This is a genomic window from Comamonas sp. JNW, from assembly GCF_003105075.1.
Lineage (GTDB): Bacteria > Pseudomonadota > Gammaproteobacteria > Burkholderiales > Burkholderiaceae_C > Comamonas > Comamonas squillarum.
The window spans coordinates 356962-368740 of record NZ_QETI01000002.1 but is presented as its reverse complement, the minus strand read 5'-3'; the positions used below and the strand labels follow the sequence as shown (position 1 = coordinate 368740).

10 protein-coding genes and 1 pseudogene are annotated in these 11779 nt (G+C 65.9%); 4 read left to right on the top strand and 7 right to left on the bottom strand.

All coding sequences use genetic code 11. The annotated features are described in order from the left end of the window. Window positions 1-17: 17 nt before the first annotated feature. The gene (locus DCO45_RS04730) at window positions 18-767 is read left to right on the top strand and encodes a type 1 glutamine amidotransferase (RefSeq protein WP_116924916.1); all 750 of its coding nucleotides are present in this window, start codon (window positions 18-20) and stop codon (window positions 765-767) included. Between the two features lie 66 nt (window positions 768-833). Here DCO45_RS04730 and serS read toward each other — a convergent pair whose 3' ends face one another. The 3 genes from serS to DCO45_RS04715 all read right to left on the bottom strand — a co-directional run bounded on the left by serS (window position 834) and on the right by DCO45_RS04715 (window position 3738). After that, the gene (gene serS / locus DCO45_RS04725; protein WP_116924743.1) at window positions 834-2150 is read right to left on the bottom strand and encodes a serine--tRNA ligase; all 1317 of its coding nucleotides are present in this window, start codon (window positions 2148-2150) and stop codon (window positions 834-836) included. A gap of 116 nt (window positions 2151-2266) precedes the next feature. Continuing rightward, window positions 2267-3250, bottom strand: a complete 984-nt coding sequence (gene ispH, locus DCO45_RS04720; RefSeq protein ID WP_021026409.1) for a 4-hydroxy-3-methylbut-2-enyl diphosphate reductase — start codon at window positions 3248-3250, stop codon at window positions 2267-2269. 2 nt (window positions 3251-3252) lie between these two features. Further along, complete coding sequence (locus DCO45_RS04715; RefSeq protein WP_232539547.1) at window positions 3253-3738, bottom strand: FKBP-type peptidyl-prolyl cis-trans isomerase; 486 nt, start codon at window positions 3736-3738, stop codon at window positions 3253-3255. A 277-nt stretch (window positions 3739-4015) separates the two neighbouring features. Between DCO45_RS04715 and radC the strand changes: the two genes are divergently transcribed. Then, complete coding sequence (radC, locus tag DCO45_RS04710) at window positions 4016-4714, top strand: DNA repair protein RadC (RefSeq protein WP_116924741.1); 699 nt, start codon at window positions 4016-4018, stop codon at window positions 4712-4714. Continuing rightward, a pseudogene (locus tag DCO45_RS04705) lies at window positions 4711-5370 on the top strand (Smr/MutS family protein); the annotation flags it as partial. The gene radC and the pseudogene DCO45_RS04705, both read left to right, overlap by 4 nt. 169 nt (window positions 5371-5539) lie before the next feature. On the opposite strand, the gene DCO45_RS04700 reads toward DCO45_RS04705, so the two are convergent. The 4 genes from DCO45_RS04700 to DCO45_RS04685 all read right to left on the bottom strand — a co-directional run bounded on the left by DCO45_RS04700 (window position 5540) and on the right by DCO45_RS04685 (window position 10553). Beyond that, window positions 5540-6655, bottom strand: a complete 1116-nt coding sequence (locus DCO45_RS04700; protein ID WP_116924740.1) for a M48 family metalloprotease — start codon at window positions 6653-6655, stop codon at window positions 5540-5542. Between the two features lie 66 nt (window positions 6656-6721). Next, on the bottom strand, window positions 6722-7315 hold the full coding sequence (locus tag DCO45_RS04695; protein WP_116924739.1) for a LemA family protein: 594 nt from the start codon (window positions 7313-7315) through the stop codon (window positions 6722-6724). Between the two features lie 214 nt (window positions 7316-7529). Then, a complete protein-coding gene (locus DCO45_RS04690) occupies window positions 7530-7928 on the bottom strand; it encodes a group II truncated hemoglobin (RefSeq protein ID WP_116924738.1) in 399 nt (132 codons plus the stop codon). 108 nt (window positions 7929-8036) lie between these two features. Next, window positions 8037-10553, bottom strand: a complete 2517-nt coding sequence (locus DCO45_RS04685; protein WP_116924737.1) for an FtsX-like permease family protein — start codon at window positions 10551-10553, stop codon at window positions 8037-8039. A 185-nt stretch (window positions 10554-10738) separates the two neighbouring features. Between DCO45_RS04685 and DCO45_RS04680 the strand changes: the two genes are divergently transcribed. Beyond that, a complete protein-coding gene (locus DCO45_RS04680) occupies window positions 10739-11764 on the top strand; it encodes a sensor domain-containing diguanylate cyclase (RefSeq protein ID WP_116924736.1) in 1026 nt (341 codons plus the stop codon). The last annotated feature ends 15 nt before the right edge of the window (window positions 11765-11779 follow it).

Here is an 11779-nt window from a genome sequence, read left to right as displayed (position 1 = left end):
CCTGCAAGCCAGCCTCCATGAAACCTGTCGCCATCCTCCAGCATGAAACCTCGCAGGGCCCAGGCGTGCTGCTCGCGCATTTGCAGCAGCACGGCATCCCCTATGCATTGATCAGGCCCTGCAACGAGGGCATCGCAGCCATGCGCGCGCGTGATTACCGCGGCATCATTGTGCTGGGCAGCAACCATTGCGCCAATGAGCAGCTGCGCTGGATCGAGCAGGAGCGCTGCCTGTTGCAAAGCGCCCTGGCGGCGGACGTGCCCGTGCTCGGCCACTGCTTTGGCGCGCAGATGCTGGCCCGTGCGATGGGCGCGCGCGTCTGGCGCAACCCCTGCGCCAACATCGGCTGGGGTCGCGTCTGGGTCACGCCCCAAGCCCAAGAACAGATGGACTTGCCCGCCGAGGCCACCATCTTCAACTGGCACTACGACAGCTTTGAGATTCCGCCAGGCGCAAGCCGCAGCATGTACGGCCGCCACTGCCTGAACAAGGGCTTTGTGCATGGACGCCATTGGGCCTTCCAAGGCCATCTGGAGGTCACCGCGCAAAGCGTGCGCGACTGGTGCGATGAAGGTGCGCCCGAGTTGCGCAGCGCAGCTGGCCCCGCCGTGCAAAGCCGGGCGCAGATCCTGGCGCAATTGCCCCAGCACATCCGCCAGTTGCACCAGATTGCCGCGCGCAGCTACAGCGCCTGGACGGCACAACTGCCGCGCCCGCGCCTGTTTTATATGCCGGTGTGGGGAGAGGCGCGCCTAGCGCTGGCATAAGCCGGCACCCACAAAAAAGCCGGTGCATTGCTGCACCGGCTTTGGACGAGGGAAAGCCTAAAAAGCTTAGACCTTCAGCACGGCCACGCCGCCCAGGTAAGGTTGCAGCGCTTCTGGCACCGTCACCGAGCCGTCAGCATTCTGGTAGTTCTCCAGCACGGCCACCAGGGTGCGGCCCACGGCCAGGCCCGAGCCGTTCAAGGTGTGGACCAGCTCATTCTTGCCTTGCGCGTTCTTGAAGCGGGCCTGCATGCGGCGGGCCTGGAAGGCTTCGCAGTTGCTCACCGAGCTGATTTCGCGGTAGGTGTTCTGCGCGGGCAGCCAGACTTCCAGGTCATAGGTCTTGGCAGCGCCAAAACCCATGTCGCCGGTCGACAGCGCCAGCACGCGGTACGGCAGGCCCAGGCGCTGCAGCACGTCTTCGGCATGGCGCGTCATCTCTTCAAGCGCCTCGTAGCTCTTGTCCGGATGCACCACCTGCACCATCTCGACCTTGTCGAACTGGTGCTGGCGGATCAGGCCACGCGTGTCGCGGCCGGCCGAGCCCGCTTCCGAACGGAAGCAGGGGCTGTGCGCCGTCAGCTTGATCGGCAGCTGGTCTTCGCTCAGCACTTCGTCCCGCACCAGGTTGGTGAGCGGCACTTCCGAGGTCGGGATCAGGTAGAGCGCTGCGGTATCGGGCACCGGCTCAGCATCCTGGCCGCCCTTGTTGGCGGCAAACAGGTCCTGCTCGAACTTGGGCAGCTGGCCCGTGCCCTTGAGCGAGTCGCTGTTGACGATGTAGGGCACATAGCACTCGGTGTAGCCGTGCTGCTCGGTCTGCAGGTCAATCATGAACTGCGCCAGCGCACGGTGCAGGCGGGCGATCGGACCCTTCATCACCGTAAAGCGCGAGCCGGTCAGCTTGACGCCGGCCTCAAAGTCCAGGCCCAGCGGCATGCCGACATCGACATGGTCCTTGATCTCGAAATCAAAGCTGCGCGGCGTGCCCCAGCGGCGCACTTCAACGTTGGCCGACTCGTCCTCGCCCACCGGCACGCTCTCGTGCGGCAGGTTGGGCACGGCCACCAGCATGGCCTGCAGCTCGGCCTGCAGTTCATCCAGGCGCGTGGCCGACTGTTCCAGCTCGGTCTTCATCGCGGCCACATCGGCCTTGGCCGCTTCGGCCGCGTCCTTCTCGCCCTTGCCCATCAGCATGCCAATTTGCTTGGACAGCTGGTTGCGCTTGGCCTGCAGCTCTTCGGTGCGGGTCTGGATGGTCTTGCGCTCGGCCTCCAGGGCCTTGAAGGCTTCGACATTCAAAAACGCCTGGGGGCTCTTGCGGGTCTGCAAACGGGCGATGACCGAGTCCAGGTCTTTGCGTAGCAACAAAATATCAAGCATGAATTACCTCTTGGGGTGGGGCAGCGCCTAGGCCTGCCCAATGAAAGGGGGTGGGGGTGGGCACTGCCCACCGCGATCAACGGGAGTGGACGAGCCGCCAGGCCACCAGGCCTCGTTCAGCGACCCGTCTCCGGAGATCGTGCAGAAATCTCCAGCCCGCCGACATCGATTTTCAGGCCCTTGGGCAGCGGGAACTTCACGGTCTCTTCGATGCCATCCATCTTGCGCACCGAGGTCGCGCCCAGCACCTTGATGCGCTCGATCACCTGCTTGACCAGCACCTCGGGGGCCGAGGCGCCTGCCGTCAGGCCCACGCGGGCGATGCCGTCAAACCATTCGGGTTGGAGCTCGTCAGCGTTGTCCACCATATAGCCCGGCGTGCCCAACTTGACGGCCAGCTCGCGCAGGCGGTTGCTGTTGGAGCTGGTGGGGCTGCCCACGACGATCACCAGGTCCACCTGGCTGCTCATCACCTTGACGGCATCCTGGCGGTTCTGCGTCGCATAGCAAATGTCCTGCTGCTTGGGCTCGCGGATCTGCGGAAAGCGCAGCTTGACGGCCGCCGTGATCTCGGCGGCATCGTCCACGCTCAACGTGGTCTGGGTCACCACCGCCAGTTTGTCGGTCTGGCTGGGGTGGACATGGGCCACATCACCCACCTCTTCGACCAGGTGGATGCCTTCGGACAGCTGGCCCATCGTGCCTTCGACCTCGGGGTGGCCCTTGTGGCCGATCATGATGAACTCATAGCCCTCTTTGGCCAGCTTGGCCACTTCCACATGGACTTTGGTCACCAGCGGGCAGGTGGCGTCGAAAATGCTAAAGCCTCGGCGCTCGGCCTCCAGCTGCACGGCCTTGCTCACGCCATGGGCCGAGAAGATCAAGGTGGCGCCGGGCGGCACGTCATCGAGCTCTTCGATGAAGATCGCGCCCTTGGCCTTGAGGTCGTTGACCACATAGGTGTTGTGCACAATCTCGTGGCGCACATAGATGGGCGCGCCAAATTTCTCGATCGCACGCTCGACGATCTCGATCGCCCGATCCACGCCCGCACAAAAGCCGCGCGGCTCGGCCAATACGATTTCCTGGGGCCGCAACATGCTCAGAGCACCCCGATCAGCTGGACTTCAAAGGTCACCGGCTGGCTGGCCAGCGGGTGGTTGAAGTCAAATTGCACTGCGCCATCGTCGCGCACCTGCATCGCCACACCGGCATAGGTGCTGGCACCATCGGGGGTGGGGAACTGCACCACATCGCCCAGGGTGTACTGCTCCATCGGATCGCCCAGCTCATTGAGCAGGCGGCGCGCCACCCACTGCACCATGTCCGGGTTGCGCTCGCCAAAGGCTTCGCCGGCGGGAACGTGGAAGGTCGCATGCGTGCCCTCGGGCAGACCCAGCAGCAGGTTCTCGACCGACGGCGACAGCTCACCCATGCCCAGCGACAGGGTCGCGGGTTTGCCTTCAAAGGTGTTGATCACATCGCCCGCCGGGCCAGCCAGGCGGTAGTGCAAGGTCAGAAACGATCCGGGTTGTACCACTGGCGCATCGGCAGGCAGCGGCGTCACGGGGGCCATCGGAGTAGTCATGCAAATCCCTATAAACTGGGGTGTATTGTAGGTTGTAGGGTGAAACCCCTGCATGCAACCTGCATCAAAAGATCCCAGGCAGAGCCCGCGCCCCAGGCAGTGGTTTTGCCCGGTCCCCAGGCCACCGGCCGACAGCGAACCTCCAGGAGTGCCTATGAACACCCATCTTTGCTGCCTTGCCCCTGCCGCTGCCCGCGCTTGCGCAAGGCATGCACGGCCCCTGCCCTGCCCGTCTCGCGCCCAGCCGCTGCCGGGCCAGCTGCACTGAGAGGACGCCATGCCCCTCAAAGACATCCCTACCGACTGCCAGCCGCGCGAGAAACTGCTCGCCAAGGGCGCCGGCGCGCTGACCGATGCCGAGCTGCTGGCCATCTTGCTGCGCACCGGCATGGCCGGCAAGAGCGTGCTGCAATGGGCCGCTGAACTGCTGGCCCCGCGCCAGCCCGATGCCCCAGGCAGCTTTGGCGGCATCAACGGCCTGCTGCAGGCCAGCAGCGCCGAGCTCGCACAGGTCAAGGGCCTGGGCCCGGCCAAGCGCGCCGAGCTGATCGCGGTGCTGGAGCTGGCCCGCCGCGCGATGGCCCAGCAATTGCAGCAGCGCAGCCTGCTTGGCAGTGCCTCCACTGTCAAAGCCTATGTGCAGTTGCACCTGGCGCACAAGCACCATGAGGTGTTTGCCGTGCTGTTTCTCGACAGCCAGCACCAGCTGATTGCGCTGGAGGAATTGTTTCGCGGCACCCTGGGCCAGGCCAGCGTCTATCCGCGCGAAGTGGTCGTGCGGGCCCTGCACCACCACGCTGCAGCGGTGATCTTGGCGCACAATCACCCCAGCGGCCAGGTCACGCCCAGCCAGGCGGACCAGCAACTCACGCAGAGCTTGCAGGCCGCCTTGTCCCTGGTCGATGTGCGTGTGCTGGACCATATTATTGTTGGGCCCGGAGCAGCACTGTCGATGGCCGAGGAAGGTGAGATGTGAGTAAGCAGGACAAAACCGGCAGCGTGGCATCGCTGCGGGAGCTCAAGCAGCTGCGCAAGGCGCTGACGGCCTTGCAGGCCGAGCAGGCAGCCCAGCGCCAGCTGCAAGAAGCCGCCCGCCAGCAGGCGCTGCGCCAGAGCGAGCGCGACCGCCAGCTGTTTCGCCAGACCGTAGGCGCCGTGCGCCCGCTGCCCAGCAGCGGCCAGATCAGCGCCGAAACGCCCCCGCCCGACCCGCTACCGCTGCAGCACTGGGCCGACGAGCAGCGTGTGCTGCTCGAAGCGATGAGCGATGAGTTCGACGCCAGCACCCTGCTCGACACCGACGACCAGCTGAGCTTTCGGCGCAAGGGCATTGGCCGCGATGTGGTCCACAAGCTGCGCGCCGGGCACTGGACCATCCAGCGCCAGATCGACCTGCATGGCCTGCGCACCGACGAGGCGCGTCAGGCGCTGGGCAGCTTTATCCGTCAATCGCAGCGCCAGGGGCTGCGCTGCGTGCGCGTGGTGCATGGCAAGGGCCTGGGCTCACCCGGGCGCATGCCGGTGCTCAAAGGCCGGGTGCACAGCTGGCTGGTGCAGAAAAACGAGGTGCTGGCCTTTGTACAGGCGCGCCCGGCCGATGGTGGCGCCGGCGCCCTGGTGGTGCTGCTGCGTGCCGCATCGATGGCGGCCAGCGCCGTCAATGTGGCCGATGCGCTGCTGCAGATGCAGGCACTGGCCCAGCAGGCAGCGGCCGTGCCGGCACCCGACCCGGTGGCCCAGCAGGTCGCATCCTGGGCGGCGCAGTACCGCAGTGACAAGACCAAGCGCTGATTGACAGGCCTTAAGAAGCCCCGGGCTTGCCCTGCGGCAAGGGAGCGCTGAAAGGGTTTACCCAGCGCTGGTCCGGGTCCTGCAGCGGCAGCGCCTCGCGCGCTTCGTCTTCGCCATAGATGCGGGCGATCCGCGCTTCCAGGCTGGGGTGGCTGGCCAGCCAGCGCGCGCCGCCCAGGTGCCAGAAGTCATGCATCTCTTCGATGCTGTGCACCTCCAGCAGCAGCATGTGCTCCACAAGCGGCGAATAGGCCCCGGCTGCGCCGCCACGGGGCTGCAGGGCATCGGCCTGCAACGGGTAGTCCTGCTGCCACAGCGCCTTGCGCAGCACGCGGCCCAGCCCATCGGGATTGCGGGTCCACTGCACGGCGCGGGCATCGGCCAGGTATTCGCGCTGGCGCGATACGGCAGCCTTGAGCGCCTGCGCCGCCAACCAGCCCAGCCAGCCCACGGCCATCAGCGGCCGGCCAAACAGCGACACGCCGCGCTCGACCCAGTCGCGCCCATAGTTGAACAGCATCTCCAGCCCGAACACATAGCCGGCCAACTCCATGTTGAGCCGCGTATCGCCCTCGTGCAGATGGGACAGCTCATGCGCTACCACGCCCTTGAGCTCATCGCGGCTGAGGTATTCCAGCGCGCCCATGGACACCACGATCACCGCATCCTCGGCCTCCCAGGCAGCGGCAAAGGCATTGAGCGAGCGGTCGCGTGGCAGCACCATGGCCTGGGGCCGCTGGGCACCGGCGGCAATGCACAGCTCATCGACAATGTTCTGGTACTGCTGCTCGGCATGAGACACCGATGGGCGCAGTTCGCGCGCGCCCAGCTGCCTAGCCAGGTGCAGGCCGCCCTGGCGCAGATTGCTGCGCTTGATCCAGGCGCCGCCCAGCACCATCAGGCTGACGATGCCGATATTGGTGGCCAGAAAGCCGGCCGGGTAATGCACTGCGACCTGTTCCAGCCGCAGTTGGCTGAAGAGCACTGCGACCAGCGCCGGCGTCCAGAACACCAGCGCCAGCACCAGGTGCACGCCCACCGCAATGCCCAGCACCAGCAGCGCAAAAGCGGCCACCAGGCCCCAGGTGCGGCGCCGTGCGCTGGCTTGGAAATCCCAGAAGTTCATGGCTGCGCCGCTGCAGGCTCACCGCGCAGCGCGTGGCCATGGTCGCGGGCTGCGGCCTTCATCGGCTCAGAACTGCACGCGGACGGTGTCGCGCTCCTGGGCATTTTGCGTGGACTGCAGCATCGGCATCGCATGAAAGCCCAGCATCGAGGCCACCACAATCGCCGGGAAGGCGCGCGAAGCGTTGTTGAACGCCAGCACCTGGTCGTTATAGGCCTGGCGCGCATAGCCAATGCGGTTTTCGGTGCTGCCCAGCTCTTCGCTGAGCGAGCGCATCGTGTCATCGGCCTTGAGGTCCGGGTAGCTCTCGGTCAGCACCATCAAGCGGCCCAGGGCACCGCCCAGCGCCCCTTCCGCGGCCACCATGGCGTCCGCCACCTCGGGTTTACCAGGGGCTGCGCGCAGCGCACTGGCTGCAGCCTGCGCCTGGCCGCGCGCGCGGATCACGGCCTCCAAGGTCTGGGACTCGTGCTCCAGGTATTTCTTGGCCACCGCCACCAGGTTGGGCACCAGGTCGTAGCGGCGCTTGAGCTGCACATCGATTTGCGCCAAGGCATTGCTGGTGCGGTTGCGCAAGGCCATCAAGCGGTTGTAGACCAGCACGCCCCAGACCAGCAAGGCAGCAACCACCGCCGAGACCACCATCAAATTGGTATTCATAACCCTCATCCACCCTCATCGTTTTTAGTGGCTTGATTATGGGCCAAAGCGCTGCGGCGCCCCCATAGGGAATGCAAACCAGCGTGGACGTTGCATTTTGCGAACCTGGTGCATGACAGAAGTCAAGAAATCAGGTAATGGGCGGCAAGCCTCCCGCCGCAGACGGGGCGCTGCACAGAATGCCTGCGCAACCCACCAGCGGCTCGGGCTGGAGTCAGCGGTTGCGCATCCAGTCCGCAGTCTGGAAAAAGCTCTGGCCCAGGCGGCTGCGCAGTTTCTCATCGACGCCGACATCGCCCATCGCCTGGTCCATGCAGGCCAGCCACTGGTCGCGCTCCAGAATGCCGATCGAAAACGGCATATGGCGCATGCGCAGGCGCGGGTGGCCAAAGCGCTGCTGGTAATGGTCAGGGCCGCCCAGCCAGCCGCAGAGAAACCAGAACAGCTTGTCGCGCGCATCCTGCAAAGTGCTGCCATGGGCGTCACGCAACTCCTTGTAGCCGGGCTCCAGGTCCATCAGGTCATAGAAGCGGTCCACCAGCGCCCGCACCTGGCTCTCGCCGCCTATCCAGTCAAAAGGGGTGTCAAACGGGGGCTTTTCTTCGATGTGCATAGAGGGCTCTCAGGGTACGCAGGGGCAGAGGATCAGGCAGCGGGCGCTGCGCCTGCACAGCGCCCACGGTCCTGCCACCCGCGATATTACCGCTCTATGGCGCGGCATTCACACCGCTTCGCGCAAGGTCACGACGACCGGGCGGCGCAGCACCTCGCGCAGGCCCCACCAGCCGGCCACCAGCGCCAGCAAGGCGCCACAGGCGCCGCCAGCGAGCGGCACCCACCAGCGCGGCACCCAGGCAAAGTCAAACACAAACTGGGCCAGCGCCCAGCCAATGGCCATGGCCACCACGCTGGCCAGCACACCGGCGAGCAGGCCCACACCGGCCAGCTCGGCGCGCTGCACCTGCTGGAGCAACTGGCTGCGCGCGCCCACGGCCCGCATGATCGCGTACTCGCGGGCGCGCTCCTCGCGCGTGGCGGTGATCGCGGCAAACAGCACCACCAGGCCCGCGGCCAAGGTAAACCCAAACAGGAACTCCACCGCACGGATCACCTGGTTGAGCACCTGCTGGAGCTGGGCGACCGTGGCGCGCAGGTCCACATTGGTGATGTTGGGAAACTCGCGCACCAGGCCATTGTCAAAGCCCGCCGTATCGGGCGCGCGGTAGGCGGCCAGGTAGGTGACGGCCACATCGTTCATCTGCGCGACCGGGTACATGACAAAGAAATTCGCGCGCATCGAGCCCCAGTCCACCTTGCGCAGGCTGGTGATCGTGCTCTCGTGCTGCACGCCGCCCATGTCAAACAGCAGGCGGTCGCCCATCTTCAGGCCCAGCGTCTGGGCAATGCCCTCTTCGACACTGACGCCCCCCGCCTCGCCTGGGGTCCACTGGCCCTGCACGATCTGGTTGTGCTCCTGCAGCACATCGCTGTGGGAGATATTGAACTCGCGGTCGACCAGGCGCTTGGCGCGGTCTTCGCTGTAGTCGCCCGGCCCCACATCCTTGCCATTGATCTGGATGAGGCGGCCGCGAACCATCGGGTACCAGTCCCATTTGTCGATGCCGGCCTGGCGCAGGCGCTGCTGGAAGGCATCGGCCTGGTCGGGCAGGATGTTGATGACAAAGCGGTTCATCGCATCGGGCGGCGTGGTCTGGCGCCAGGTCTGGATCAGGTCGGTGCGCAGCAGCACCAGCAGCACCAGCGCCATCAGGCCCACCGCCAGGCTGCTGACCTGCACCACGGCAAACCAGGGCCGGGCGGCGACCTGGCGCGTGGCCAGCAGCAACCAGCGCGGCGCCGTGCGCTCATTGACCATGCGCCGCAGCAGCGTGATGGCCGCAGCACTCAAGAGGCCAAACACCACGATCGCCATCGCAAAACCGCCCACCGCAATACCACCAAGCTTGGCATCCCCGCTGACCAGCAGCAGCATCGCCGCAAAGCCCAGTACCCCCAGCAGCAGCACCGAGGCCGAGGCCGGGCGCAGCGCACCCAGATCACGGCGCAGCACGCGCAGCGGCGGCACCTGGGCCAGCTGCAGCACAGGGGGCAGGCCAAAGGCCAGCAGCAAGGTCATGCCCATGCCCACGCCCAGCACCAGGGGCCAGCCGCTGGCAGCGGGCAAGGTGACGGCCAGCAGGCCGGCCATCAGCCAGACAAACAAATAGTGCATCGCATAGCCCAGCGCCACGCCCAGCAGGCTGGCGGCCAGACCGATGATGACAAACTCGACCACATAGGCGCCGGCAATGGCGCGCTGGGCCAGGCCCAGCACGCGCAGCAATGCCGCGCCATTGAGGTGGGCGCTGGCAAAGGTGCGGGCGGCCAAGGCCACGGCCACCGCCGACAGCAGCGCGGCCAGCAAGGCCACCAGGTTCAGGAACTTCTGCGCGCGCTCGAGGGTTTGCTCCATCTCGGGCCGGCCGCTTTGCAGCGACTCGATGCGCACGCCATGGCTGTGGGGCTGGGCCACTTCGGTCTCGGACCATTGCAAAAACTGCGCCGCTGCAGCGGGCTCACCGGCGACGGCAAAGCGGTAGAGCAAGCGGCTGGCCGGCTGCACCAGGCCGGTCGCGGCCAGGTCGCTCCAGTCCAGCATCACGCGCGGAGAAAAGCCCAGAAAGCCGGCGCCCCGGTCCGGCTCGATCGTCAGCACGCGGCCAATGGTGAAGCGCTTGTCGCCCAGCCACAGCACCGAGCCGGTCTTGAGGCCCAGCGCCTCGATCAGGCTCGGGTCCACCCAGACTTCGCCGCGCGCTGGAATGTCGCGGGTCGGCGCATCGGGCTGGCCGGCAGCGGCGGCCGTGCGCAGACTGCCGCGCAGCGGATAACCGGCCTGCACCGCCTTGAGGCCCACCAGGCGCGATTCACCGCCATCGGCATCGTCCGAGCGCGCCATCGTCGGGAAGGTGACTGTCGTCACGCCCTGCAAACCCAGCGACCGGGCCTTGTCGGCAAAGGCCGCTGGCGTGCTGTTGTCGCTCACCACCACGACGTCGCCGCCCAGCAGCTGGCTGGCATCGCGCTGCAGCCCCGCTTGGAGGCGGTCCGAGAAAAAGCTCACCGAGGTCAGCGCGGCCACCGCCAGCGCCACCGCAACCAACAAAAGCCGCAGCTCACCGGCACGCCAGTCGCGCAGCAATTGGCGCCAGCCCAACGCAAAAAAGTTGTGTTTCATGCAGCAAACATAACTGATGCGCGTTTACCCCCAGCCCTTGCCGGATTTCCCCGCAGCCTGCCCCCTGCAGACCCGTGCCAGCAGATTTTGTAGACGCACCCTACCGGCCCCATTGAAAGAGATCATCCCCAAGCAGTCGATTGCGAGTTACGATATGAAACAACAATCTCCCAACGAGCCATCCTATGAATGCCTTGATTTCACAATTGGGCCAGACGTTTGCTAAAGCTCGCAGTCTGGAGGAGCTGACGCGCCCCCTGCTGGAGATGCTGCAAAAAGTCACCAGTCTGGAATCCACCTACCTCACACGCATTGACCTGGGCCAGCGTGTCCAGCAGGTGCTGTTCGCGCGCAATACCCAAAGCCTGCAGATTCCCGAGAACCTGAGCGTGCCTTGGGAAGACACCTTGTGCAAACGCGCCATCGATGAGAACTGCCTCTACACCGACGATGTCAGCCACCTCTGGGGCGACTCGCAGGCCGCGCAGGCGCTGGGCATCCAGACCTATGCCAGCACGCCGGTGCACCTGTCCGATGGCATGCTCTACGGCACCCTGTGCGGCGCCAGTGCATCGCGCAAACCGCTGCTGCCCGAGACACGGGATGTGATGCGCCTGTTTGCCCAGTTCCTGGGCCAGCAGGTCGAGCGCGAGCAGCTGCTCGTGCAGATCCAGGTGCAAAACGAAGAGCTGCAGCGCCTGGCGCGCACCGATGCGCTGACCGGCCTGCCCAACCGCCGCGCACTGATCGAGCAGCTCGACCAGCTGCAGGCCATTGCCCGCCGCCAGGAGCGCTATGTGCTCGTGGGCATGATCGACATGGATGGCTTCAAGGCCATCAACGACGGCTATGGCCATGAAGCGGGCGACCGCTTCTTGCAGCTGCTGTCCGAGCAGATGCGCCAGGCGATGCGCGGCTCGGACCTGATCGCCCGCCAGGGCGGCGATGAGTTCGTTTTTGCCGGGCTGGGCCCCCACCTGCATGAGCCAATTGCGCCGGCTTTGAGCGAGACACAGGCGCGCCTGTTTGCCAGCACCCGGGCCGAGTCGCTGTGCCTGGGCCAGGGCGTGAGCCTGAACTACACCGGCGCCAGTGTGGGCCTGGTGGCCGTCACGCCGGGCACCCATGCCGATACCGCGTTGCAGCAGGCCGATCTGGCCATGTACCAGACCAAGCAGGCGCGTAAAGCCCGCCATCCGGTCGCCGCTTGATCCAACGCCTCAGCA